The sequence below is a fragment of the Catonella sp. genome, assembly GCF_052173895.1.
Taxonomy (GTDB): Bacteria; Bacillota; Clostridia; order Lachnospirales; family Lachnospiraceae; genus Catonella.
Genome location: NZ_JBQMXS010000002.1, coordinates 57,118 through 82,939 on the forward strand (window position 1 = coordinate 57,118; position 25,822 = coordinate 82,939).

21 protein-coding genes are annotated in these 25,822 nt (G+C 34.5%); 3 read left to right on the forward strand and 18 right to left on the reverse strand.

What is annotated here, in order from left to right; all coding sequences use genetic code 11:
• Positions 1 to 3 precede the first annotated feature (3 nt).
• From ACTTG8_RS00765 to ACTTG8_RS00790, 6 genes are all read right to left on the reverse strand, one after another.
• The gene (locus ACTTG8_RS00765) at positions 4 to 1,854 is read right to left on the reverse strand and encodes a hypothetical protein (RefSeq protein ID WP_442560243.1); all 1,851 of its coding nucleotides are present in this window, start codon (positions 1,852 to 1,854) and stop codon (positions 4 to 6) included.
• Positions 1,832 to 3,865, reverse strand: a complete 2,034-nt coding sequence (locus ACTTG8_RS00770) for a type IV secretory system conjugative DNA transfer family protein (RefSeq protein WP_442560244.1) — start codon at positions 3,863 to 3,865, stop codon at positions 1,832 to 1,834. Before ACTTG8_RS00770 ends, ACTTG8_RS00765 begins: the two co-directional genes overlap by 23 nt.
• Positions 3,862 to 4,716 carry a CPBP family intramembrane glutamic endopeptidase gene (locus ACTTG8_RS00775; RefSeq protein ID WP_442560245.1) on the reverse strand — a complete coding sequence of 285 codons (855 nt, stop codon included), beginning with the start codon at positions 4,714 to 4,716 and terminating at the stop codon, positions 3,862 to 3,864. The genes ACTTG8_RS00770 and ACTTG8_RS00775 overlap by 4 nt, the downstream gene beginning before the upstream one ends.
• 75 nt (positions 4,717 to 4,791) lie before the next feature.
• Positions 4,792 to 6,075, reverse strand: coding sequence for a sensor histidine kinase (locus tag ACTTG8_RS00780; RefSeq protein WP_442560246.1), 1,284 nt, complete (start codon positions 6,073 to 6,075; stop codon positions 4,792 to 4,794).
• The gene (locus ACTTG8_RS00785) at positions 6,062 to 6,625 is read right to left on the reverse strand and encodes a hypothetical protein (protein WP_442560247.1); all 564 of its coding nucleotides are present in this window, start codon (positions 6,623 to 6,625) and stop codon (positions 6,062 to 6,064) included. Before ACTTG8_RS00785 ends, ACTTG8_RS00780 begins: the two co-directional genes overlap by 14 nt.
• Complete coding sequence (locus ACTTG8_RS00790; RefSeq protein ID WP_442560248.1) at positions 6,622 to 7,416, reverse strand: response regulator; 795 nt, start codon at positions 7,414 to 7,416, stop codon at positions 6,622 to 6,624. Before ACTTG8_RS00790 ends, ACTTG8_RS00785 begins: the two co-directional genes overlap by 4 nt.
• Positions 7,417 to 7,590: 174 nt before the next feature.
• On the opposite strand from ACTTG8_RS00790, the gene ACTTG8_RS00795 reads away from it, so the two are divergent.
• The gene (locus ACTTG8_RS00795; protein ID WP_442560249.1) at positions 7,591 to 11,316 is read left to right on the forward strand and encodes a hypothetical protein; all 3,726 of its coding nucleotides are present in this window, start codon (positions 7,591 to 7,593) and stop codon (positions 11,314 to 11,316) included.
• Positions 11,295 to 11,465 (forward strand): DUF4282 domain-containing protein, encoded by a 171-nt coding sequence (locus ACTTG8_RS00800; protein ID WP_442560250.1) that lies wholly within the window; start codon positions 11,295 to 11,297, stop codon positions 11,463 to 11,465. Before ACTTG8_RS00795 ends, ACTTG8_RS00800 begins: the two co-directional genes overlap by 22 nt.
• A gap of 101 nt (positions 11,466 to 11,566) precedes the next feature.
• Here ACTTG8_RS00800 and ACTTG8_RS00805 read toward each other — a convergent pair whose 3' ends face one another.
• Entirely contained in the window at positions 11,567 to 12,580 is a 1,014-nt protein-coding gene (locus ACTTG8_RS00805; protein WP_442560251.1) for a hypothetical protein, read from the reverse strand.
• Positions 12,573 to 13,724 (reverse strand): AAA family ATPase, encoded by a 1,152-nt coding sequence (locus ACTTG8_RS00810; protein WP_442560252.1) that lies wholly within the window; start codon positions 13,722 to 13,724, stop codon positions 12,573 to 12,575. The genes ACTTG8_RS00805 and ACTTG8_RS00810 overlap by 8 nt, the downstream gene beginning before the upstream one ends.
• Positions 13,725 to 13,996: 272 nt before the next feature.
• Between ACTTG8_RS00810 and ACTTG8_RS00815 the strand changes: the two genes are divergently transcribed.
• Complete coding sequence (locus tag ACTTG8_RS00815) at positions 13,997 to 14,839, forward strand: DUF6892 domain-containing protein (protein ID WP_442560253.1); 843 nt, start codon at positions 13,997 to 13,999, stop codon at positions 14,837 to 14,839.
• 57 nt (positions 14,840 to 14,896) lie between these two features.
• Here ACTTG8_RS00815 and ACTTG8_RS00820 read toward each other — a convergent pair whose 3' ends face one another.
• The 10 genes from ACTTG8_RS00820 to ACTTG8_RS00865 all read right to left on the reverse strand — a co-directional run bounded on the left by ACTTG8_RS00820 (position 14,897) and on the right by ACTTG8_RS00865 (position 25,642).
• Positions 14,897 to 15,034 carry a hypothetical protein gene (locus tag ACTTG8_RS00820; RefSeq protein ID WP_442560254.1) on the reverse strand — a complete coding sequence of 46 codons (138 nt, stop codon included), beginning with the start codon at positions 15,032 to 15,034 and terminating at the stop codon, positions 14,897 to 14,899.
• 113 nt (positions 15,035 to 15,147) lie between these two features.
• Complete coding sequence (gene galE, locus ACTTG8_RS00825) at positions 15,148 to 16,164, reverse strand: UDP-glucose 4-epimerase GalE (protein WP_442560255.1); 1,017 nt, start codon at positions 16,162 to 16,164, stop codon at positions 15,148 to 15,150.
• A gap of 20 nt (positions 16,165 to 16,184) precedes the next feature.
• A complete protein-coding gene (locus ACTTG8_RS00830; RefSeq protein ID WP_442560256.1) occupies positions 16,185 to 16,673 on the reverse strand; it encodes a DUF5721 family protein in 489 nt (162 codons plus the stop codon).
• Positions 16,660 to 17,718 carry a phosphotransferase enzyme family protein gene (locus tag ACTTG8_RS00835; RefSeq protein WP_442560257.1) on the reverse strand — a complete coding sequence of 353 codons (1,059 nt, stop codon included), beginning with the start codon at positions 17,716 to 17,718 and terminating at the stop codon, positions 16,660 to 16,662. The genes ACTTG8_RS00830 and ACTTG8_RS00835 overlap by 14 nt, the downstream gene beginning before the upstream one ends.
• 17 nt (positions 17,719 to 17,735) lie before the next feature.
• Positions 17,736 to 19,889, reverse strand: coding sequence for a 1,3-beta-galactosyl-N-acetylhexosamine phosphorylase (gene gnpA, locus ACTTG8_RS00840; protein WP_442560258.1), 2,154 nt, complete (start codon positions 19,887 to 19,889; stop codon positions 17,736 to 17,738).
• A 52-nt stretch (positions 19,890 to 19,941) separates the two neighbouring features.
• Positions 19,942 to 20,865 (reverse strand): nucleotidyltransferase family protein, encoded by a 924-nt coding sequence (locus ACTTG8_RS00845; protein WP_442560259.1) that lies wholly within the window; start codon positions 20,863 to 20,865, stop codon positions 19,942 to 19,944.
• A 2-nt stretch (positions 20,866 to 20,867) separates the two neighbouring features.
• Positions 20,868 to 21,530: a YigZ family protein gene (locus ACTTG8_RS00850; RefSeq protein WP_442560260.1), complete on the reverse strand. Its 663-nt coding sequence runs from the start codon at positions 21,528 to 21,530 to the stop codon at positions 20,868 to 20,870.
• A 20-nt stretch (positions 21,531 to 21,550) separates the two neighbouring features.
• Positions 21,551 to 24,181, reverse strand: a complete 2,631-nt coding sequence (locus ACTTG8_RS00855) for a transglycosylase domain-containing protein (protein WP_442560261.1) — start codon at positions 24,179 to 24,181, stop codon at positions 21,551 to 21,553.
• An 18-nt stretch (positions 24,182 to 24,199) separates the two neighbouring features.
• The gene (locus ACTTG8_RS00860; RefSeq protein WP_442560262.1) at positions 24,200 to 25,090 is read right to left on the reverse strand and encodes a LysR family transcriptional regulator; all 891 of its coding nucleotides are present in this window, start codon (positions 25,088 to 25,090) and stop codon (positions 24,200 to 24,202) included.
• A 36-nt stretch (positions 25,091 to 25,126) separates the two neighbouring features.
• Positions 25,127 to 25,642 carry a flavodoxin gene (locus tag ACTTG8_RS00865; protein ID WP_442560263.1) on the reverse strand — a complete coding sequence of 172 codons (516 nt, stop codon included), beginning with the start codon at positions 25,640 to 25,642 and terminating at the stop codon, positions 25,127 to 25,129.
• Positions 25,643 to 25,822: the final 180 nt, after the last annotated feature.

Genomic DNA, 25,822 nt, shown 5'->3' on the forward strand with positions numbered 1-25,822 from the left:
CTCCTATCTAACCTTTACCGTCTTGTTCATTCTCTTAAAAAAGAATACTCCGGCAATAATAAGAATAAGAACAATTACAATTGCAATGACTGCTGCTTGGTTTATTTGATATTTTATGCTAAAAACAGATTCACTTCTATTTCCTGCCCTATCTGTCACAACAAGCCTATATGTCCCTGCTCCTTCTATAATATCAATACTTTCTCCTTCTTTTTCAAGAGTTTTATCCTTATACAGTTCAAAGTGCACTATATCATCACTTAAATACTTAACCTGCGCCTGATTTTCTAAAAGAGTTACTTGGAATTTTGGACTTACTCTGTCAAGAGTAACATCCAGTACATGTTCTCCTCCCTTATCAGTAGTTGTAATTTTATAATTTCCATCCTTCCATAATTTTAACATCTGCCCTGTTTTACCAAATGCCGCATCTGTATAACTTTTGCCATTTATCTGAATGTCTATAAGTTTGGTATCAGGTGACAAAGGAAGTATACCCAAATCTCTTACAGGAGAACTTCCTATTATCCTAAAAGTAAAAACAGGTTTTATTTCCTTGTAAGCAACCTTGAATGACAAAGCCTCGCTATCCGGATATAACACATAGCTACCTGCTCCCTCCAGATAACTTCCCGGATTAAAATCTTCAACTAATTTTCCATCCCTAAAAAGCTTAAATGTAAGAGTATCGCTTTTGGCAATCATAACTGACTGATTAGTTATGCTACCATTTGCAACGTTAGTTAAAAATACATCGCCACTCTTAAGCGAATTCTTAAAAAGTCCACTGCTCGTATCAAAGGTAACTTCTTCTTTCTCTGCTGCCTGTTTTTCTTTCTCATCAAGCTTTCCAATTAGCTTTTTTATTTCCTCTTCCTTAATCTCGCCTTTCTCATCCATTATCTTAGTATCGGATTCATTTTGTTCTATTTCTTCAAGTTCTCTTGTAATCTCATCCTTATTTATATCTCCAATATCGGGCTCTTCTTTCTTCTTGGTTTCGGAATTCTCTTTATTATCCTCAGATTTTTCCCGACTGTTTTCTAAGCTATTTTCAAGACTATTTCCATTACTATTTCCATTACTGTTTTCATGATTATCCAAGAAGTCTCCCATATTGGGAATCATATTTTTGCCTATATTAGAACTAGATAGGTTTCTTGTAAAATCCTCAAGCCTTTTTTCATACTCAGCTATTTTTTCAAGTTCTTCTTTATTTTTTAATTCTTCTTCAGCCTTAAGCTCTTCCGGTGTTTTTTTAGGCTTTGGCTGTATCCTAAAATGAAAATTTGCTGTGAGCACCTTCCCCCTATCGTTCTTTACTTCAAGTGTAAAATAATATGTTCCTTTTTTAGTAAAATCTTTACCTTTGACATATTTATAAGTTGCTCCATCTTTTTTTACCTTAACCTTCATCTTAGCCGGAAATTCAATACGAACTTTCTTATCTGTCCATCCTCCATTTCCTACACTTGAATAGAAAAAATGCTCATCACCCATTATTTCTTCATAGGTCTTATATTCTTCCTTGTAGTTTTCTACTAAAGTAACCTTTTCTCTATTTGACTCTTCTTGCTCAGTTTCTTCCTCATCCTCATCATCATCTACATTATCTTCAGACTCTTTTTCAATAGTATTTTTTTCTAGATTCTGTTCTACTACCTTCTCAACATGTTTTTTTTCTGTATTTGACTCACTGTTTTTAACTGTATTGCTATCTTGATTAGAATTTTGTTCAAAGATGTTTTTGATTCTATCTAATTTTTCATCTGCAATTGCTGAAGTCATTCCAAAATTAAGACTTGCTACAACTACTGCCAAAATGAAAACTTTATAATTGATCTTCCTCTTCATTTTCCTCTTCCATCTCCTTTCTTTCTAATACTAGATAATTTCTTTCTTCCAAATCATAATAAACCTGAGCGGCATAAAAATCATTTTCCATAACTTCTTCCATATCCATCTGCCCTATTTCAAAGAGAGGACATTTATAAGATGGTGTAAACATGGTTTTTAATGGAGGATTTCCAAATGTTACTATAATAGCATTTCCACTGTTTTTAGCATTATTTAATTTCATAAGTTCAGAAGGATATATAAGTGGACGCTGCTGCAGCGAACTTGAAACTGTAAGGGCTCCTGTTTTATCAATGGTTGAAGATGATACATTTCTTGTCTCAACAGTCATATTTCCACAAAGCTTAGAGAACTCTTCACAGGTTGCAAGGTCGTTAGATCCGATAAACATCTTTAAACCACAGTTTCCCTTAATAATATTTGATACTGTCTGTCCATATACATTATCAAGCTGTGCAAAAGACTGTACCACCATCTGAAACCATATCTTTCTACTTCTTCCTACTGTTATCATCTTGTCAAATTTTTCAATCTTAGGCATATTTCCAAACTCATCAAGTAAGAAATACACATTTCTTTCGAGAGATAAATCTTCATTTGCTGATGCAACCTTTATAAGTGCCTTATATATAGAAAGAATAAATACTGCTGCAAGTACATGCCTTGTATCTTTTTCATCAGGAATTTTAAGAAACAGGGCAGTCTTTTCCTTTGCTATCATTTCAGGCTTAATATCCGTTCCTGCTGTCATTGCACAGATACCTTCATCATGGAACATCGAGAGCTTATCAAAAGCAATCGACATATAAGAAGATAAGGTCTGATCCGGTGCAGATAGTACCTGCCTTGAAAGTCCATAGGCCTTTGAGGTCTTATCTCTTCCCTGAAAATATTCTTTAAGAGCTATGAACTCTCCCTCTGAATTACCTATTGCCTGATTTACATTATAAAAGCAGAATTTCTCCTTAGTCATTTCCAGTTCATCAACTGCACTGTCTTCTAACATAGCTAAAATAACTGCCAATATAATAGACCTTGCTCCCTTTTCCCAAACCGGATCATTTTGTGATTCAATAGGACAAATTACACTTACTAAGTCATTTAAATCTTCATAAATAGAATCAAATATCTTTTGTCTAGCACTTCGTATTTCCTGTAAAAGCTTTTTACAGTCAGCATAAGCCCTTCCCTCATACTCATACCAAGTATCTCCATAAGCATCCTCAGGATCAAGCAATTCTAAGCTGCCTGCATTGTCTATTGTGTCTGTTCTCTCATAAATTTCATCGCCGGTATGAAGATAAGTTTGGTATCTGTCATAAATCTCCTCAAGAGGATTCCAACGAAACGAGCTATAAGGATCTCTAAGGTCAAGAACCATACAGTTATATCCCTGTTCCTTCAGCATCTTTGAATGCATCATAAAAAGCTCACCCTTAGGGTCGGTACAAATCATTGATGAGCCGGCCTCCCTGGCATGTCCTAAAATCTGAATTACAGGATTAATAAAGGTTGTAGTCTTTCCTGAACCGGTAGCACCTATTATAATTCCATGAGCCGGTTTCATAATATTTATGTCTAATTCTCTTCTTTTTGATGAATACACTGCCTTTACAGGGATTCCATCTCCTTTTAACTTATAAAGACTGCTATAAGTAGTTTCAGGAAAAAATTCCTTTTTTTCTTTTTCTGTCATAAATCTTGCATTTTCAAGACTTCCTTCTACACGAGATGATTCCATATTTCTTTCAGAGTCTTTTAACACATTTTTTGTTCTCTTACCTACCCCACCTGTATAGAAAACCTGATAAAGAACTATACTAAGAGTCGCCTCAATAGATCCATAAATCAGAGTGAGTGGAGTAAGCATTTTTGCTATTCCATCATTCGGTTTAAATTCTATACCTTGTATCGCTCCTTCGAAAAAAGCAGTAATTCCACCAAATACTACACAAAGCAATATCCACAAAAGGATGTAATTCACAATTTTTTTACCAATACTTTTCATAAATATAATTTCTTCTTTCTAAGATAGATATATGCCAACATAAAAGCTACTATAATAGACAATAAAAATAAAGGAATCTGAAAAACAGCCCTTCCCAAGCCTTCCTTAATCATCGGATTTTGTTGATATAAAAATGCTAAAACCACTGAAGGCAGATTAAAACCTATATGTACAAAGATTCCCTCTAATATATTTTCCTCAATCATAGAAAGACATATCAACAGAAATCCCATCCCTCCTGCATATATCATCCATATAGGATGAATATGACAGAGCATAAAGGCAATGACTGTAATTGATACTGCTGTCTTTTTCTTAAAATGCCTAAGCAAGGTATTTAACATATAACCTCTAAACACAACTTCCTCTAAAATCGGTGATAAAAAACCTACTGTAATTACACTAAAAATAAAGTCCGGACCCTCTAAAAGTTTTGATAAACTCTGCCTATACCCACTTTCTCCAAGTCCTAAAAGAGTAACCAGGCTAGATACTGCTATTGCTGAAAATACACCAAAGACAAAAAATCCTATTCCTTTTAATAAAAGATCCTTTCTTATATAGAGCGTAGCATCCTCACAAAAGCTTTCTCCTCTTTTTTTTGATCTCTTACGAAGAATGAAAAACGTTGCAATCATCCCTAAAGCTGTATAAAAATTGCCGCCATAGGTAAAAAATTCACCACCTTCCATATTGCTGTGAAATAGCATATATCCTATCGTAGCAAACAATGCCGGCATAACAACATACAGAATAAGTGGCCAAAACGCTCTCAAAATAATACTACAATCTATCCAAATCTTCTGTTGAGCAGTAAGAAGGGAAGGGTCTATTTTTTTATCATGTTTCATGTTCTACCTCCCTCCATTTTAATATATTACTAAGGCATTTTATCTATTTCATAGACACAAAAGGGACACAGGTAACTAGCTATGAATACGTGGAATAAAAATCTTTGCTGTAGTCCCCTTCCCTTTTTCACTTTCAATTTCCAAAGTACCACCTACCATAAGAGCCAATCTTTCTCGTACATTCTCAATACCTACATGACTCCTTCCATCTTCTTTTTTATTGTCCGGGTCATACCCTCCAACACCATCATCTATAACAAAAACCTCATACCCTTCATCACGCTCAACTGTTTTAATGGTAAGCTTTCCCCCCTCCATCGCCTGTCCTATACCATACCTTACTGCATTTTCCACCAAAGGTTGTACTGTAAGTGGAGGTAAAAAGAAATTAATTGTACCAAGCTCATAAATAATTTCAAGTTCATCCTCATAACGGAGTTTTTCTAAAAAAAGATAATTTTTGATATGACCCAGTTCCTTTGAAAATAAAACAGTCCTATCCACTCCTACAGAGTCAAGATTGCCCCTTAAATAATCAGAAAACTCCGCAATAGCATGTTGTGCAAGCTTAGGATCTTTTTCACATAAATAGTGGATTACATTTAATGCATTATATAAAAAATGAGGCCTTATCTGACTAAGCATGATAGATATACGACTTTGAACAAGTTTTTCATCTTTTATACGAAGAAGAACATTTTGTTCAATATGGATTCCAATATAAAGTCCTATAACCAACAATGTAACAATCAAATATACTACAGGTATACCCACATCGGGTACAATCTCTCTCAGTATTATTGATAACAAAAGTCCAAAAACACAACCTATGAATATAATTCTATCTCTTTTCTTTAACACATTAAAAAATAGAACTATCATTAAAAAGATATAAACTATCATTCCAATAGCCATAAACTGTGATAGCCAAAACAACTCACCTCTTTTATAAACACCATCTGTTATACTATATAAAGTACCAAAATAATAAGAAGTTATCCAAATCAAACTCTCAACTGTAGCAAAAATTAATCCTATATGACCAAACCACATTGAAATGCCTGTTTTTTCCCTAATATGAATTATAACATAATAATTAAAAATTGTTAGCATCACAAAGGCAAGTGATGTCGATATAAGAAAAAATATCTCTGCCAAATGGGACATATATCCCGAAATAGAAAGCATATATGAGGCTCCATCCGATGCCAAAAGCAAAAATAAGGTACTCAAAAGTATATTTAAAATGCGTACTTTACTACTTGGTTTTGATATAAAATGACTCTCTATTAAAAGCACAAGCATTATTACAGCCCCAAAAAACTCAACCATAGCATATGTATAATTATGATTTACCATTATATTTCTCCAATATCTTAATCAGCCTTTCAAATGATATTTTTCTCCTCTTTATCGGCTTTTCTTCTTCAATTACAAATGTCCATATTTCTCTCTTCCTCTTATGAACAAACCTGACATTTGACAGATTTTTTGAAAGCTCTCCTTCAGTTAAATTTTCGATAACATGACATATTACTTCTAACAAATTTCCATTAGTTACCTTAGGCATTTGATAACTTATTTTATAGGAAATTCCATTTATTTCTAAATTTTCTAAAACTTCTTCCACCATCATAGGAATATTCACTTCTTGCCCTTCAAAAAATATATTGGAAAAAGTTTCCTCATATTCCATCTTCATAATTAACCTGTCACCTTTGGGCTTATCATTTTCCCAAAAATTTTCATTTTCCCTAGCATATTCCTTCATTTGATTAAGAAATTGCTTTTTTTCAAGGGGGCTTATTTTACTCCAAAGAGCCTTTTTAAGATAGGCATCAATATCATAGTCCTCACCTCGAAAACATTTTTTTAGTTTTTTAAGTTTAATCGTTTTTGTTGCAATCATTGAAACCTCTTCTGATAATCATCCATTAGCATTGCATTAGTATATTCAGCCCAGCTGTACTGACTCATATATTCTCCTCTGTATGCCTCTTTATCTCCCTCTAACCACCTATAATAATCGCATGATACTCTTTCTTTCTGTATACCAAGTTTCCCCCATTCTCTTATAAGAATATCTGAAAGTTCAAATTTTTCTAAAATTCCTATCAAATCAGACCTTAAATTTTTAAGATACGAAATATGTTTTTTTGAATCCATATCATTTTCCCACAAGACAGAAATAAGCTCACCATTACTGCATAATGCACCATTTCTATCAATGAGATAGGCAAGAAGTTCTTTGCTTTTATTATACTTTAACGGAATCGGTGTATTTTCTACAAAAACTTCAAAGTTTCCAAATGTCTGTATTTCCAGCACTTTATCCTTTTCAACCACAGGAAACCTAAGATTAGTAATCTCATTTTTAATCTTTTCTGCAGTAATTGGTTTCATAACATAACCGCTTGCATGTACTGTAAAGGCATCCTTTGTATATTCACTAAATCCACTTGCAAAAATAAGATTTATTTCCGATACTCTCTTTTTTATTTCCTCTGCCAGCTCAATTCCATTCATCTTTTTCATCTCTACGTCCAAAAACACAATATCAGGCACTATTTCTTCAAGCTTTTCTAATAGTTCTAAAGGATTGCGAAAACCATATACCTCTGACTTCGGCACTGCCTTATGTATAGCGCTGATAAGAGCCTCAAGAGCCAATTTTTCATCATCTATTGCAAATATTCGCATTATCTTAACTCCTTAGATATTATCTATATTAAAGTATAGTATAACATGATAAAAGACACAAAATAAGCACAATTTTTTATTTTTCACCTGTGTCCTTTATGTGTCTTTTAATGTGATAAGGTGTCCTCATAAAGCTTGTCAAATAAAAAAGCAAATTGAAGGGAGCGTTAAAATATGTATAACGTAACAGATAATCATATTGAAGAGGGTGTTTACTCAGAAGGACTTATTTTAGATAATTCTCTAAAAAATGCAATAGAAACAGCAGGTGGTGGAGAATTTTTCCATTTTGAAGGAACTGCTGACAATGGATTTACTATGAAACCAAAGATGCCTGAATACGGTAGTGCCTCAATTGGAAGTCCTGTATTTAAGATGAGAATTAACAACAACCGTCTTGTAAAAGGCATAGCAAATCATTTCTTTACAAACGGAGAAATTGATTTTAAAAAGGGATATGATTTTATTACAGAAATCGATGCCAGACTTGGTTTATCTGAACTTCCTATTAATGTTGATATGTTCCGTCAGGGAACTAACGCAAGAGAAGAAGGACTGGACTGGCTTGCAACTGAGCTTGGTATACCTGCTAATGAGCGTGGGGATTTTAAAAATTTTGCAGATGCTATGTTTTACAACCAAGAAGTTGGAAAAATCGCTCCATACATGAGCCAGAACTTCTCTTTACTTTGGGGAGAATTTGCAGCTGCAGGACTTGCTCTTGAACCTGACAACTTTGCTGATATGCCTGAGCAAGCTACAAGAATTAGTGAAAATTTTGCTAAAAAGGAAGATGCTATCAAAGAACTTCGTTCTTTCACACAAATTAACCCTGAAACAGAAATGCGTCTTTTTGTGCCTACAGAGTGTAGTGGAAGTCTGCATAGCAACAAGCAGATTTGTAACTATTCATCTTATGCTGCCGTCAACTTAGGAAAACCAACACCTTCCTTTTCTATATCTGATTATTCTGTAGATTTTGCTATGAAAGATTCTTTAGACGGAGTAACTAAGGGAGAGCGTAAATGGGATCAGCATGTAGCTGCACATATTGGAAATATAACTCTTAAAGATGGCAGCACCTATCAGCTTACCTTAGAGGCTTTTGCTCCACAAGCAGACCGTTTTATGGATCATCCTGCTATGACAAGTGCTGTTTCAATCGGTCTTTTTAAGAATGAAGATGCATTTAAAAACCACTATTATAAGAATGCCCACATTGAAGATACTAATACTACCGAGTTTTGTGAAAGAAAACAGGAGCTTAAAAGCAATAAGTTTACAGCCCTCGAAAAAGATGGTGTATTTGCAAGAGTAGAAGATACTATGAAAATGTTTTCTCCTTATGCTGAGGAGGCATATCAGAGCCTTTATTCTGAATTTCTTAAATACTCAATAGGAAGTGAGTGGGAAAATTCAAGAAATGACAGACATTACAAACCTATCATGGGATTTTCAGGACTTACCACCAACGAGCTTGACCACGAATTTAAGAGTGATCTCCGTATGGCAAAGACCTCTATAAACCGTATTCCTGAGGCGTATAGAGAGGAGTACAAAAATCTCCTAAATACCCTTGATCAGGTTATGGAAAGAAGTGGAGCTATAGGCCATGCTAAACTTCACTTTAACGCCCTTTCTTCTATAATAGAAACCAATGGTGGTTCAAATGATCTTCTCAACACTTCTTATGAAATAACTGCCGAACTTGAAGAAAAGGATATGGAGATGAGGCTTGCAAGAACTGCTACTAGGAGTATTCTTGCTACCGTCCTTACCGGCAGTATGCAGGTTGATCAGATGGACAGGGAAGAAAAAGCATCTCTTGAATCTTTTCTTGGTGGTGACAGCGAAAAACTTGCTCGTATGATTGATATGTCAAAGGCTGTTGCCGGAAAACTCCTTGAGCCAAGCGAAATTAATATGGACATTCAGGTACCTGATAATGAAATTGCAAACGATTTTGTAAGAGCAACAAGACTGGCAAATATCTCAGAAAGAGCTAAAGAATTTGCAAGTCACAATTTTGACCTTGCATTTTCACAGGTTGTGGATAAAAAAGTATTTAAGAGTGACGATCATAGACTCTTTGATAATATTTATATAGATGGAATATCTGCTACTGATGTATTCAAAGAAAAACATATCCACTACGCATCAAGCGAAGATAAGAAAGCTGATATAATGAAGTCACTTTTTGCAGGTAGCCAGATAGATTTTGCCTATAAGGGACAAAATGGTGATATAAATATGCTCCCTCTTCAGGCTACATCTGATATTCCTATTATTGCAGGCCGTCTTAGAAAGGCAAACGAAAAGGAGCATATCAACGTAACTCCTAAAGCAGACTTAATCAATAATAGTATAAGCCTAACTTTACCGGAAAGTTTTGTAGCAGCTAATGGAAATACTGTATCACTTCGTGAAAATTATAACTATCTTATTAAAGGAGTTAGCAATCTCTTCCTTGATGGTACAGGAGATATTAACGAGCACAGTGTTACTAAGGTAAATGACTTTACAAGCCGTTTGTATCATATGTATGCTAATAGTGAAGATATACTTAATCCGGCTGCCTCTAAAGAAGATGTAGAAGGATATAGAGATAAATGGCTCTGTGGACAGCTCGGAATTCCATCTGAAAAACAGGCAGATTTTAAGCATTTTTGGAATGAAAATTTCTCCTTAACAGACGATAAAAAGCTTATAACAAGCAGAGATTTATCGGGTTGGTCAGAGTTTGCAAATAAAATACAAAGTTTTGGCGAACTTGAAAAGGAAATTGGCTCATCTGCCATGAATGCTGTTCGAATGGATTTTGCACAAACATTTAACACCATAAAAAATATTGCTAACATAGATCCTGAAACAAATAAGGAAACATTTATCCCTGTTAATAGAAGTGCAGGATTCTTGAATACACTGAATCAAACTGCTCCTATGATTGATGAAAATGGTAATAAGCTTACATTTTCTATCTCTCAGATTACAGATGGCCTCCTCTCCTCAGACCTTTTAACTGAAGAAAATAAAGAGTCTATGCGCCACCTTAACATCGCAGGTCATTTTTGTAGTGGAATTTTTCAGACAGCAAAAGAATATGGTGAAAAGCTTGTAGGAGAAGAAGATACTTTTACACCTAGAACTTCTGTTGAAAATGAAATGTTTAGAATTGGCTATTCTGCAAGAGAAAAATCAAATGAATTCTTTAGAGAAAGAGAACATGAAACTTTTAAGCAACAATCCGGACTTAGTACAGGACTTGTAGAAACTCTTTCACAGAACATTATGGAAACTAGGGAAGAAAAAGCAAATACAGCTATGTGGGCATTAGAAGAGTTAACAGGTGCGAAACTTCTTGGAAGTAACCACCTAACTACTGATATTACTCTTATTGAGTCTGCTTTATCTAAGGTTTACATAAATGGAAAACCATATACAGAAGGCTTAAATCTTAATCAAAACAATATAGAGTCTACTCTTGCTAACTTTACAGATAAGCTACAAAGCTATATGGATATTTCCAAAAAGTCTGAACATAACCTAAGTCTGGCAGCTGAAAATGGCTTTACCCCAATTACATATAACCCAAAAGCACCTACAGAACCAAAGACCTCTATAAATATTTTTTCCGGAAAGGATAAACGCACCAAACATCGTCTTGAAATAGAGCGTTTTAATGAGGAAACAGAAACAAAGCAAAAATGGGATGAACGTAATGCTGAACGTGAAAAAGAATCCAATTCTTACTATGTAGACAAAGAAAATAAGAGACATGGGGTTTCTTTTGAAGAACTTCATAATAAGTTTAATCCATTTAAGGACAGAAAAACCGAGCACACCCGTACTCGCACGCAGGCACCTGCTAAGGAAAAAGAGTGGGAAGTTACAAGATTATAATTCCAAATTGTGGATACTTAGTTTGGGGACTTCTCATCCTTATATTCAGACCTATAGGCGTGAGAGTTTGGGCAGAGCTTATGATCGTAATCTTTAATATCAATGACAATCCTGCCAAGATAAAAGATTACTTTTATAATAAAAAATAATGAATAAAGGCTTTCCACCTAAAGAAAAATTGAAATTACCGGGACAGGTATTCTAAATGAAATGTGGCTCCCCACTATCATAAGATAATGGAGAGCCTTTTTTATTTTCCTAACAATCTAAAATTATAATCAGGTATTAAAAATATACAGGTATTTAACACCCATATAAACCCTTCATTTTTATCAGCACTTACTTTATTTTGATTTTTAAGAATCTTCAATAACTCAATTTTATTAAACTTAGCTTTCAAGTCTTCCTCATCTTTTTCTTCCTGTATTTTATATGCTTTACAAATATTAAAATATATTATTTCCTGAAAGATTTTTCGTATACAATACCAATATGTTATTTTTTCCTGTATATATCCCGCTTTAATAATCTTATCTTTTAAGTTAAACTTTAAATTTCTTTCTTCTTCAGCATTCCCAATGATATGTAATATGTTTTCTAATTCCTCTTCCAATTTCTCATCGCTTGAAATATTTAATATTTTATTACAACAGTCTTTTACTTTATCTTTGTCTATTGTAAGATCTTTATTTGCAAACACTTTCTCAATTTCATTAGAAAGATTAAGTATTTTCCCAATTTTACTTTGCTCATTAACTCGTTGTTTATATCCTCCCTGTTTTAAGGACGACACTTCCATTTTTCGTTCAAGATATTCCTCATCTGATAATGATTTTAAATGTTTATATGACTCAAGCATAGGATAATTCAAATACAATTTCCCTATGTCAGTTGAATCCTTAAAATAATTCTGCATCTCTTCTATGTTTTTTTCAGAAAAATTCGGATCCTGCCTTTCATAATCAAATACAAGAATAATATTATTAAAATCTACTTTATATCTTACTTGTTCCATGTTTTCTTTTCTACTAATGATAAGAGGCAAATCAATATCTTCTTCTATCCAGTCTTCACCATAATATTCTATAATATTATTATACAACTTATAAATATTAGTGCCATAAACCCATATATCATTTATATCTATACCCAGTTTCGGAAAGCATTGAAAAATCAGATTAAATAATTCATCTTTTTCCCTTTCACCCTCTACAATCAGCAAACTTCGCTTACGCTTCCTATCTTCTATCTGATAATTATTCATACTTGTCAAACTCTCCACTTATGTACATTTTTTCGAGATTATGCCCTTCTCTAAGTTCACGTTCTGTAGCATTACAGAGAGCTGTTAACTTTCCTTCTCTCGATAATATAAATAAGCAGTCCGGACGCATAATTCTATTTGTCATAAGATTGGTATTATGTGATGTAATAATCACTTGGCAATTAGGATAATTCTTTTTGAAAAATAAAATCACTTTTTCTGCCATTTCATAATGATAAAAGGCATCAAATTCATCGAGATATATTAATGATACATCTTCAAATGATTTAATTAATCTTTTGTATAACTCTACTAATGTTAATGTACCACTTGAAGCATTTTCAAAAAAAGGAACTAATCGCTTATGATAAAAATATAATTCTTGTTGTCCATCCGGTAATTTTTTCATAGTTAGCTCACATTTAATACCCATTGAATTTAAGAAGTTTTCAAACCTTTTTAATTCATCATCCTTTTCCAAGGATTCATAAAATCCTTGATTCAATGCAAATAATGGTGGCTCACCATCCAAATAAGTAAACTTTGCCATTTTTTTAATATAATTATATAGTTTCCTCAGAATTGAATCATTTTTTAATGCAACATTATTAATTAGCCAGCGTAAAAACGGCAATCTTGTCTCATTATTATTAGATCCCAAATTTTCTAAATATCTATCTGTATTAGCCGTTTCAGCTCCCACATAAGCTAAGTTATAGAATTTATCTCTTGGAGCATTAAAATTAAAATCAAAAATTTTTTCTCCATCTACCTTCAATTCTTCATTGGCTAATTGTCCATTTTCTAACTTTGAATATTGATATATTACCTCTGTTGTATCAAACTTAAAAGTATAATTAAATGTTACAATATTCTCTTTTGAATCTGCATTAAGTAGTATTCCGTTTCCTATGTCTGAAAATATCATTTCTATATCATCAGAACATATTGTTAGCCTTATATCGAGCAAAGCTTTCCCTAAATTTGTTTTACCTGTTCCATTTCGTCCATAAATCAACATTTTGCCTATAAGATCATTTGAAATGCAGTCTTTATTAAATTGATATTCTCCATGATTTTCAAAGTCTATTACTATTTCATCCTTAAAATTTTTATAATTCTTCACTTTAAACTTTTTTAACATATTGTATACCACCCTTCTAAGTAAACTTCGGTGTATAAATCTACATCTATAGTATAACTCATTTTACAACAATCAGCAACATATTCCGTAATTTTTTTACGGTATTTTTGCATTGTGTACTCAAAATAATTATATCTTTATTGTCCAACATCTATAAAATTGATATAATATTACAAGATACTTAATTAGATAAATTTTATATAACTTTATGATGACAGCTTCGAATAATAAAATCTGGGGCAACAATTTATAATTTACTAAGGAGGCAGTTTATGACAAAAGAAGAACGTGCTAAGAAATGGTTTTGTAATATACCCGATGCTGAATCCATCAGCTTGGAAACAAAAATAAATATATGTAATAAAGCAGCAAAAAGAATGATAATTATATTCTTTGTATTATTTACTGTGGAATGTATTTTATTGTTTATGTTAAGCGATGGTAAAATTTTCGATTTTATGGCAGATTTTCTTAATAATATTTCAGACGGCAGTCCTACAAGAAATCATTATAGAGGGATGGCACTTATAGGAGGTATTGCCTGCCTGCCAATTATAGCCTTACCCTTAATTGTTGTTCTTATATACAAGAATAAATGTCTCCAAGCCGAGGTGGCTAAAATTATAGACATAATGAAAAATAACGATACAAGAGGACAGAATATAACAGACTTTATCGAAAAAAGTACGGAAGACTTTCTTCATTTTGATAATATAAATTTCAAACTGGCCATTGTTCAAACATTGATGTACGACTTAAAACTTTTAGAGCCGTCTTTTGATATTTATGATTTTGCTAACCAATACAAAGATGAAGAAATTGATACAGAAAGTTACACTATAATTAAGCCTGCTCTCAATTATTTTAGAAACCTCCCAATTCCCAAAAAATTTGCATCACAAGTAGAAACAATCTATATGGATGGCGGCAATGAGGTGTATATGAATCTCATCCCTCAATGGGATGGAGAAGATGGCTGCTTCGACCTAAATGAAGTAACTTTGACAGAACTGGAACAATTCCCTAATCTAAAACAAGCAACTATTATGAGTAGCAATTTCGATAAGATAAAAGAAACTTTTGATGCTGCTAATATAGAGGTAGAATTACTTTAAGAGAAAATTTTCACTCCGTACTATCATAAAATGGTGCGGAGCGAAAATTTAATTTTGTCAATTTGTAATCTGTCTTCCTTTAAGTCTATTTTCTATAAAATTGATAAATAGACTAATTACACTGCAATAGAATACAGGTAACGAATAAAACATTATATATGTTGACATATCTGCATTTCCGCCTACATATATCATTGCATTTAAGATTGATACTAAGGCTGCTACTATTAGAAATAATATTATTCCTGTAACTCTTTCATTATTATAGCCATTGGAAGTTGCATTTATAAATATGTACTTATCAATTTTTATCCCCTATATCCATTAGGATTTGCAGACTGCCATCTCCAGCTATCTGCGCACATTCTGTCTATTCCATACTCCGCCTTAAAGCCCAGTTCCTTCTCTGCCTTAGAGCTGTCTGCATAGCAGGCAGGTACATCACCATCTCTCCTTGGTTTCATTTCAAAGCTCAACTCTTTGCCACAAGCTTTTTCAAAAGCATGGAAAACTTCAAGTACAGAAATACCGTTTCCTGTACCAAGATTATATATCCTTATCGCAGGCTCTTCCTTAAACTTATTCAAGGCAAGTACATGACCTCTTGCAAGATCTACTACATGGATATAATCTCTCAAACAAGTTCCGTCAGGAGTAGGATAATCATTTCCAAAAATACCCAGTCTTTCAAGTTTTCCTACTGCCACCTGAGCAATATAAGGTACAAGGTTATTAGGGATTCCCTTTGGATCTTCACCTATCATTCCACTCTCATGTGCACCTATTGGATTAAAATACCTTAAAAGAATTACACTGAAGTCTTTATCTGCAACATGAAAATCATTAAACATATCTTCCTGCATCATCTTTGTAGCACCATAAGGTGATGACGCCTTTCCATGAGGCATATCCTCTGTAAGAGGTAACTTATCAGGCTCTCCATATACAGTAGCAGAGGATGAAAAGATTATATTTTTAACTCCTGCCTTTTTCATAGCCTCTACAAGTGTCAAAGTTCCTGTAAGATTGTTATAATAATATTCAACTGGCTTATGCACAGATTCTCCTACTGCTTTGTAACCTGCAAAATGGATAACTGCATCTATTTTATTTTCTGCAAATATCTTATCCATTGCCACCTTATCAAGCATATCCACCTCATAAAACTTAATACTCTTTCCTGTAATCTTCTCTACTCTTTTGATAGACTCTATACTTGAGTTATAAAAATTATCAAAAACAACAACCTCATGCCCTGCCTCTAAAAGCTCTACACAAGTATGACTTCCGATATAGCCTGCACCACCTGTAACTAATACTCTCATATTTTCCTCCTGTAGTAAACTTACAGCATTTCTACTGCAATCTGATGATTTTTAAGAAATTTGAGTAAATATTCATCCCACAAATTTCCAATTTCTTTAGCCCTAAGAAAATCTACAACTGATACTCCGGTAATTATACTAAGTTCTCCTTTTTCAAACTTCAGATTAAAATACATTCCATAATCTTTTTCTGTAGCATCTTCTACTCCAAGCTCCCCTGCAATCTTTGCTGTGTTTAACTTAGAAAGCCTGAATACTGCCTTTATCCCAATCGGAATTTTTTTGCCTTTAATTAAAGATGCTGCTGCATTCCTTACTTCCTTCCAGCTCACATATTTAAAATCCTCATCTTCCATTTCTTCATACCATTCTTTATTTCTTACACCATCTATAGTAAATTTAGCATAATTAACTATTTCAAATGATACCAAAAGAAAACTGTCAAATACCTCTTCCATAAGGAGTTTATACATAAAGTCCTTAACTCCTATAATTTTAAATGCTACCATTATCAACAATCTCTTTCATAAGATCCCACTTTGTTTCCATATCTGATACCAGCTTAAACTGAGTTCTCGCCCTATCCAAGTTATGCCCTTCTCTATGTACTGCAAAATAATTATCTCCGTCTATATAATCAGTTAGGAAACGCATTCCACACTCAAAGGTCATAGTCTTTGCCCCCATTGGCAGATACTCAATTTCTTTATCAGTCAGATATGGACAAGATTTTAAAAATCCCTTTGTATAAATTTCAAAAAGTTCAAGACTTAAGCTTACTTTAGATAAATCCTTTTCATCTTCTACAGCAGTAGAGGCTCCAAATCTTATGGAATCACCATAGTCATACAGACAAAGCCCCGGCATAACAGTATCTAAGTCAATTACACAAAGTGACTTTCTTGTATCTTTATCAAGAAGTACATTGTTTAACTTAGTATCGTTATGTGTAACCCTATCAGGAAGTACCTTTTCATTTCTAAGGCGCTGTAAAGTCCCCATCTCTTCTTCTCTGTCTAAGCAAAATTTAATCTCTTCCTGCACTCCTGCCGCCCTGCCTAAAGGATCTTTTTCAAGCACTTCATGAAATTTCTTAAACCTATCAGGTGTATTATGAAAATCAGGTATTACTTCCACCAGCTTTTCTACCGGAAAATCTGATAAATCCTGTCCAAAAGTTCCAAAGGCTACAGCACTCTCATAAAAATCATCATTATTCTCAGGAAGTTGTAAACAGAGTGAATCTTCTACAAAATTATAAGCCCTCCAGTATTCTCCATTTACTTTGGCAAAAGACTTACCATCAACTGTAGGTACTACACTAAGCACCCTTCTTTCATCTGAATATTTCTTTTTTAAATGCTCCGTTACCAACATTATATTATTCATAAGTCCGGCTACATCAGGAAAAATTTTATTATTAATCTTTTGTAAAATATATTTTTTTCCTGAATCTGTGACTACCAAAAAAGTGGAGTTAATATGTCCGCTCCCATATCTTTCTGTTGAAACAGCATTGCCGTCAAAGGTAAATGTTTTTAAAATCTCCTCCATAACTTCTCCTTTTCATATTAAATCTCGTACCATATTATCTGATTCGCTTTCATTTCCAGTTCAAACGAAGAGCCATCCCCCTTATAAATAGTTGTAGACTGTAGTTCATAAGTATTATTTACCACACAGTACTTCCCACTATTTAGATAAGCATGTACCTCTATATTATAATTCGAAGAATACCATTTCTCAAGTTCTTTTTCAGAACCTGCACTCCACATAATAGCTCTATATAAAAGTCTGCTATTTTCAAAGCTATATTTCAATCCACTCATATATACAGCCCTGCCCTCTCCAAAGGTATTTACGGCAAGCTGTACCTCTTTATCTCTCTGAACAAGAATTTCTGTATCCTCTAAGGCATAAACATTCTTCTTACCCTCGCCAAAGTCTATCTCTTTTGTAACATCTTCAAGGATAAAATGCTTATGTTCTTCCCAGTTATACTTATCATAGCCTAAGGTAAAGCCTCTTTCTTCCTCCACTCCTAAGATATTAGCAAGCTGGAAGAAACGACCGTTAGCCTGATGTGCAGTCGGCTCACCAACTCCGATAAAGCCTCCACCGTTATATACAAACTCTGTAATGGCTGTGATTATCATAGGGTTAGTCCAATATTCTCCACCACCATGAGCGGTATCCGCATCTCCTACATTTATAATTACATCAATATCTGAAAGTATATTTCTATCTTCAAGTATATCTTCAAAGCTTATAAATTTAACATCAAACGGTGCTCCTGATAATGCCTCAATTATTCCATAGTATGAATAATTCTGTTTCTGATAAAGTGCATGATGCACCATGTGATTTCCCCATGCCCTCATCTTGCCCCAGCAATTAAGAACTGCAACTCGTTTTAAAGAGTGAGCCTTACATCCCTTAATATTATCGTAAAGCACTCTAAACTCCTCACATACACTTTCAACATACTCTATAAAGTCCGGAAACTGCATTGCAAGTTTTAAGTAACCGCCATATCCTATCCTATCTATCGGTTTCCTAAGAATCGCCCTTCGTGCTGTAACCCAGTTCTCCTTAGCCTCTTTTACAGGATTACCTCCCTCATGGAAAGTATCAGGGAAGAAATAAGGAAGAAAGCGTCCTTCTGTATATTTTACTCCTTCAATATCACTTATAAGCCTTAAAGTACAGCCATTACCTACGCTACCTACAACGGCATCAAGCCCTATACTCTTAAACTCCTCCATAAACGGCTCTGTACCGATCCAATGATCTCCCAGGAACATCATAGCCTCTTTACCACATTCATGGCAAATATTAACCATTTCCTTTGCAATCTTTGCCACTTCTCTTCTCTGAAATGCCTGAAAATCCTTAAACTCCTTACTAGGAATTCTATACTGATTATTATAATACCCCTGATCTATAATGAACTCCGGTCTAAACTTATATCCCACTTCTTTCTCAAACTGTTCTAAAATGTAAGGACTTACCGATGCTGAATATCCATACCAGTCCACATATTTTTCCCTTGCCATCTCATCAAACACTAAGGTAAACTGATGGAAAAAGGTAGTAAATCTAAGTACATTCACATAAGGATGGTCTTCTATGAACTTACGGAGTCTTGTCATTGTAAAATCATGCGTTTTTGGCTGGCGTACATCAAAAGTTATCTGATGTTCCACATCCTTCCAATCATTTACAACTGCATTGTACATATGTACCGGATCCCACATTATGTATGCCAAAAAACTTACAGTATATTCATGAAATTTTACTGTCTTTAATTCTACTGTTGTAGTATTTTCATCATAAGTCCAGTTGTCAACAGATACAATTTCTCCGGTAGTTCTGTCGATAACCTCCCACCATCTTTTTATATCATCCCTACTATTAGGAGTAAGCATATCAGGGTATAATCCCTTCATAAGATTTATAGAGATTTTCTCATCAGTTGCAGTATATCTAGGTGTCATAATATACATCTGCTGTACTTCATCCGGATTTGCCTTTGCCCAAGCATTATCTTTTCTAGTAGTATAGTATGTGGAATATACCTTAAGCCCCTCATCCTTAAGTTCTTCCGGAAAATCTGTACCATCACAGTCTCTTACTGCATCTGCTCCCCATTTTTTCGCAAGTTCTTTAGTTCCTTCAATTACATCCATGTCTGTAGGTATAGTCACCCTGCCCTTTGTATTCATTCCATTCTCCTTAATTTTGTTTTCCCCCCCCCTATAAAAAAGGGGCCAATATCTAGCCCCAAAGTTTCTCGGAATAAATTCCCTCTTTTGTAAGTTTCTCTATAGCAGCCTTTACAGTAGGCTTATCTTCCTGATAGGTTACTCCAAACCATTTTGCACCGGTGCCAAATACCTTCATATCAGCCTTACCTTCTGCTATCATATCACTTATTACCTTTATATGGAAGAACTCTGCCTTAAGTGGATTAGAAGAAATATTTCCCAAGAAGTCTGTGAAACCATTTTCCAAAGCATCAAATACCTTTGGAGTAAGTCCCATCATGTTCATTGAGGTTATTGCCTCAAGGCTTAAATCATGTTTTTCTCCTGATGCCGTAAACCCTACAGCAGCCTCTCCTGACTTCTCTATATCAAGATGCTCTTCTATAGATACCAGATAATTATTTGCATCCACACTGCATATACCTCTGGATACAGAACCATTGTCACTTAAAGTATTCTTAAGTAAATATCCTGCCATTCCAAAATGTGCCTTATCATCATTCTCGTCAATATTTGCAAGAAAATCATGCATTATCTTGTAAGGCTCACTTCCATAGAAATCATCAGCATTGATTGCAAGGAAAGGCTCATGCACAAATTCCTTTGCTGCAAGCAAAGCCTGTCCTGTGCCCCAAGGCTTGGTACGTCCCTCAGGAACTTTAAATCCACTTGGAAGATTATCCATTTCCTGATATACATAATGAACCGGAACTCCTGCTTTTTCTTCCAGCCTGTTCCCAATGATTTTCATAAAATCATCTTTAATGTCTTTTCTTATAATGATGACAACCTTGTTAAACCCTGCTTTTATAGCATCAAATACGCTATAGTCCATAATCACTTCACCTTCTGGACCAAATGCATCAAGCTGCTTAATTCCACCATATCTGCTACCCATTCCTGCTGCCATCACTACTAATGTTGTGTTTTTCATAACTACCCCCTAAAATCTAATATTACCTTTCCCTTATCAAGATAAAAATCAACCTGTTCATCTCTTACTGCCAAATCTTTTGTAACTGCCCCAGCTGTTATTTCAGTCAATTCCTTAAAGAATTTAACGGAAACTTCGTCTGTTACTAGAACAGAAATTTTTACCTTTTCCAGATACTCAGTTTCATATATTATTATCCCAAGTTCCAACAAAAGATGTTGGAGTTTAGGCAATAACCCATAGTCTATCACAAACTCCATAAGCCTTGCAGAGGTTATCTCTATCACGTTAGCGGTCTTAATCACCTCAGCAGCTGCTCCTGAATAAGCCCTTACAAGGCCTCCAGTCCCCAGTTCTGTCCCTCCAAAATATCTTGTAACTATTATAATAACATCCACCAGACCTGCCCCTGCTATCACATCCAGCATAGGCTTTCCTGCTGTGCCTGAAGGCTCTCCATCATCACTAGAATGTCTAAGCCCTTGGTCTGAATTTAATATATATGCAGAGCAGTTGTGGGATGCGTCATAATATTTTTTCTTAACCTGTTTTATAAGCATTTCCGCTTCTTCCTCGGACTTCACCTCGGCTATATGGGCAATAAACCTTGATTTTTTTATTTCTATTTCTGCAAAAGCATCTTTTTTAACTGTCTTGTATGACAATTTCCACCTCTTTTTCTACATTAATCATCTGCTCCAACATCTGATACATCTTCAGTTTCATCATCCTCTCCAGTCTCTATGGCTGAAGGTGTCGGCTTAGCCTTTGTAAGATGTGTACTACACTTTGTCTGTACCTTCGATGTCAAAATATACGGAGTATCTGCTGTAGGATACTGCCTTTTCACCACTTTTCCATAAGCATCATTTTGTGTTATTGCCTCATTTTTTACAAGAAATACCTTACTTACAACATTTGGACAGTAAGGACCTGCTGCCTCTCCTGTAGCCTCACAGATACTTAGTTTCACGTGTACATCACAGCTTTCAGTAGGTACTGTCCCAACTGCAAAATACTCTTTCCTTACCTTAGAGCCTCCTTCAGCTGCATCACAAAGTCCCGATACTGCCAGTTTACCACATTTAGAACAGATAAGGGCTGTAGTTACCGATTCAGGTACTTCAAAAGGCTTAGACTTAAGTTTCTTTTTAGCATTGATTCCATCCATTATAGCCTTCCATATAGGAAGATGTCTCCAAGCATTCCCTGTCTGTGAACCATTTTCATCATAACCAATCCACACCGAGCAAGTATAGTACGGAGTAAATCCCGAAATCCAAATATCGTTATCATTAGTTGAACTTCCTGTCTTTGCAGCCTGTCCCATATTTGAATCGGCTAGTCTTGCTCTACCTGCTGTTGCATCCGGTCTGGTAAGAGTATCATGCATGGCATCTGTAAGAAGAAAAGCTGTAGAATCTTTCATTACCTGCCTTGATACTCCCTTATGTTCAAGAACTACATTTCCTGCATGGTCAAGAACCTTGCTATAAAAACTTGGCTTAATATATATACCTTTGTTTGCTATAGCTGCATAAGCTCCTGTAATTTCAAGATTTGTAGTTCCTTTTGAAAGTCCACCGAGTGCCACTGCATAGTTATTATCATCTTCTGTAAGCGTAGTTATTCCCAGTGCCTTAAGATAGGCAAATGCCGGCTGTAGTCCCATAGCCTCAAGCGCCTTAACTGTTACTATATTCATAGAACGGTATATTCCCCTTCTATAACTGCTCCAGCCTTCATAGCTCTTACCCCACCAGTTACGAACTTCTTTATTACTATTTGGGTAGAAATATTCTCCATCGTCTTGAACGCTTGCCAAAGTATATCCTGCTGTATCAATAGCAGGCAGATAAGTAGAAAGTACCTTAAATAAAGAGCCAGGCTGCCTTGTAGTATCTGTTGCCCTATTGAGAGTAAGATTTCCTGTCTTCTTTCCTCTTCCTCCAACAATTGCCTGTACTGCACCGGTTTTCTGGTCTATAACTGTAACAGACAGCTGAGGCTCTATAGTATATTCCACTCTTTCGCCTATTATTTCAGCCCCATCCTTCAGCTTAGCCTTTTTAAACTTTTCTATGTATTGATCTGCTCCACCTTTTTTTGCAAACATTACATTTTCAAGTTCAAACATCCTCTGGATATGCCCCTCTGAATAATTGATAGTCTTACCCTCTTTATCCTGTACAGAAAGAGCATAAGTTAGTTTCCATTTAGCAGGCATCCCTGCAAACATATTTTCATCAGCTGTTACACTGTTACATATTTTCTGAATTACAGGATCCTGATATGTATATATTTTAAGTCCTCCTGAATATAGAAAATTATAAGCTTGAGTCACTGAATAGCCCTTTTCCCTACATAAATCTTCAACTACCTGATTAATTGTAGCATCTACATAATAAGAATTGACAGATGTATCTACTTTAATTTCCTTATTGACTGCTTTTATTCTTTCATAGACATCATCTTTTTCAGCCTCATTTCGTTCTAATTCAGTGATATAACCCAGTCTCAACATATTTGCGAGGACTTCCTTCCGTCTTTTCGCATTATTTTCAGGATGGGTAATAGGATTGTTGCCCGTAGGATTCTTTGTAATAGCAGCTATCACTGAGGCTTCTGAAAGTGTAAGCTTATTTACATTTTTATTAAAATATCTAAGTGCTGCAGTCTGTACTCCCAAGGTATTCTGTCCAAGGTTTATAGTATTCAAATAATATTCAAGTAGCTGATCTTTGCTATATATATTCTCAAGCTGGATTGCAAGATACTGCTCCTGTATTTTTCTTTCTACCATGGACATTATTGTTTCTTCTTCTCCACCACCAAAAACCTGATTTTTAAGAAGTTGCTGAGTAAGTGTACTTGCTCCCTGTTTCTTTATACCTCGTGACAAAAGAGTTACAAAACCTGCTCTAAACATACCCCTTACATCAATTCCCCCATGCTCATAAAATCTTTCATCTTCTATTGAAATAAAAGCATTTCGAACGATTTTAGGTATATCATCCAATTTTTTATAAATACGATTTGCTCCAGCCCCTACTACTGTCCTTACCCTCTTGCCTTTTGCATTGTATATATATGTCTGAAAGCCTGTAGGCATAACGTTGACAGATTTTATCTTCGGAGCCTTATCCACTATCCCTTTCACACTTCCATAAATAAGATAACCTCCAAGAACAGTGCCTGCAACTACTGCCACCATCAAAATCCTTATTACCCAAATCACTATCTTAGATCCTAATTTCTTAGGAATAGATCCGTATTTTCTTTGTTTTTCTTCTATACTAAATCTGCTATAACTCATATATCTCCTTTTTAAAACTTATCTGTTTTTCAAAAGATTTAAAAACTGAAATACAGATTCTGCCGTCTGCCCCATATCATTGTAGCAAGCAGCTATGCCTCTCTCCGGCAAAGAATCAATCATTTTTACTATAAAAAGTTCTTTTTCATTCACCTCGTCTATACAATAGTCCGGTACACAGGCTATTCCAAGCCCTATCCTTGCAAGATCTATAAGAAGATCATTACTAGCCAATTCAATTTCAGGAATCAACTCCAAATGGCGTTCCAAAAATAATTTATGCAAAAATTCACTTGTAGTTGATGCTTTATCAAGCATCATCATCGGACATTTTTGAAGTTCTTCCAAGCTCTGCACTCCATTTAAAAACTTTGGAAATGCCTTTCTATTTGCCACAAAAACATCCCTAAATTCCTTAACCGGAACTATTTTTCCAACCTGTCCTAAAGCACTGTTAGGAGTATTTACAACTATAATATCAACTGTTCCATTTTGTAGATACTCAACACATTTTAATGACGTTCCGTTCACAACTTTTATATGTACATTTGGATATTTGTTATGAAATTCTTTTAAAAATGGTTTCAAATAATACCTACATATAGTATCACTTGCCCCAATACTTAGCTGTCCGCCATTTAATGACTTTGACTCTAAAATTCTTGTTTCTCCTAGATTTATTAAATTGATAGCCGGCTCTATATGACTAAAAAGTATCTCTCCCTCTTTGGTAAGTCTTACCTTCTTCGTACTTCGTATAAAAAGTTTCTGGCCAAGCCTCTTCTCCAAAACTTTAATAGACTGGCTTACTGCCGACTGTGATATAAAAAGTTCTTTTGATGCTTCTGAAAAACTAAGTGTCTTTGCTACATGATAAAATACCTTATATAATTCATGGTTAATGTCCATTTTTACCCCTTTTACTTTACTATCATACTATCATTTTCATTTTACTATATTTTCTACCCAATTTCTAACTGCTATATTATAATCTTGTACTTTTGAGCCTATTACTGACAGTCCACTTTCTACCTTTGCCCCCTTACATATTTCTTTTATTTCTTCAATGCTATGTCCAAATCCACTACCTTCATGTGTACAGAATGGATAAATTTTCTTTCCTGTAAAATCAAACTTTTCAAGAAAAGTCATCACACACATAGGCAGTGACCCCCAATAATTCGGATAGCCTAGAAAAATTATATCATACGCATCTATACCGGCTATACAATCTACAATCTCCGGCCTTGCATTCATTGCCTTATCTGCTTTACTCTCATCAACACAAATCTGATAGTCATCAGAATAAGGTACTGTCTGCTTTATCTGAAAAAGTTCTCCACCACTTATTACTGCAATTTTCCTAGCTATAACCTCTGTATTACCCTCTTCTAAGAAAATAACACCTCCATTATGATAATTCTCACCTGCTCTTGAAAAATATGCTATAAGTATATTCATAGATACAAGTACCTCCTTCATATACATTTTTATAAATTTCTCATGCCTAACCTATATTATCTCATTATTTAATCTATAAATCAACAGTAATTATATTTTTTATTAAATATAAGCTGCTTTTTTTATTAACATAGGTTATAATCTATAGTACAAGTATCAAAAATATAAATACATTTTGAA

Bases quoted from the DNA above. Each gene is read 5' to 3' on its own strand.
- ACTTG8_RS00830 (WP_442560256.1), bottom strand. From the start codon at position 16,673: ATGGTAGCATTTAAAATTATAGGAGTTAAGGACTTTATGTATAAACTC.
- ACTTG8_RS00785 (WP_442560247.1), bottom strand. From the start codon at position 6,625: ATGATTGCAACAAAAACGATTAAACTTAAAAAACTAAAAAAATGTTTT.
- ACTTG8_RS00865 (WP_442560263.1), bottom strand. From the start codon at position 25,642: ATGAATATACTTATAGCATATTTTTCAAGAGCAGGTGAGAATTATCAT.
- ACTTG8_RS00820 (WP_442560254.1), bottom strand. From the start codon at position 15,034: ATGATATATGTAGGCGGAAATGCAGATATGTCAACATATATAATGTTT.
- galE (WP_442560255.1), bottom strand. From the start codon at position 16,164: ATGAGAGTATTAGTTACAGGTGGTGCAGGCTATATCGGAAGTCATACT.
- ACTTG8_RS00790 (WP_442560248.1), bottom strand. From the start codon at position 7,416: ATGCGAATATTTGCAATAGATGATGAAAAATTGGCTCTTGAGGCTCTT.
- ACTTG8_RS00795 (WP_442560249.1), top strand. From the start codon at position 7,591: ATGTATAACGTAACAGATAATCATATTGAAGAGGGTGTTTACTCAGAA.
- ACTTG8_RS00860 (WP_442560262.1), bottom strand. From the start codon at position 25,090: ATGGACATTAACCATGAATTATATAAGGTATTTTATCATGTAGCAAAG.
- ACTTG8_RS00805 (WP_442560251.1), bottom strand. From the start codon at position 12,580: ATGAATAATTATCAGATAGAAGATAGGAAGCGTAAGCGAAGTTTGCTG.
- gnpA (WP_442560258.1), bottom strand. From the start codon at position 19,889: ATGAATACAAAGGGCAGGGTGACTATACCTACAGACATGGATGTAATT.
- ACTTG8_RS00855 (WP_442560261.1), bottom strand. From the start codon at position 24,181: ATGAGTTATAGCAGATTTAGTATAGAAGAAAAACAAAGAAAATACGGA.
- ACTTG8_RS00810 (WP_442560252.1), bottom strand. From the start codon at position 13,724: ATGTTAAAAAAGTTTAAAGTGAAGAATTATAAAAATTTTAAGGATGAA.
- ACTTG8_RS00815 (WP_442560253.1), top strand. From the start codon at position 13,997: ATGACAAAAGAAGAACGTGCTAAGAAATGGTTTTGTAATATACCCGAT.
- ACTTG8_RS00835 (WP_442560257.1), bottom strand. From the start codon at position 17,718: ATGGAGGAGATTTTAAAAACATTTACCTTTGACGGCAATGCTGTTTCA.
- ACTTG8_RS00765 (WP_442560243.1), bottom strand. From the start codon at position 1,854: ATGAAGAGGAAGATCAATTATAAAGTTTTCATTTTGGCAGTAGTTGTA.
- ACTTG8_RS00770 (WP_442560244.1), bottom strand. From the start codon at position 3,865: ATGAAAAGTATTGGTAAAAAAATTGTGAATTACATCCTTTTGTGGATA.
- ACTTG8_RS00845 (WP_442560259.1), bottom strand. From the start codon at position 20,865: ATGAAAAACACAACATTAGTAGTGATGGCAGCAGGAATGGGTAGCAGA.
- ACTTG8_RS00780 (WP_442560246.1), bottom strand. From the start codon at position 6,075: ATGGTAAATCATAATTATACATATGCTATGGTTGAGTTTTTTGGGGCT.
- ACTTG8_RS00775 (WP_442560245.1), bottom strand. From the start codon at position 4,716: ATGAAACATGATAAAAAAATAGACCCTTCCCTTCTTACTGCTCAACAG.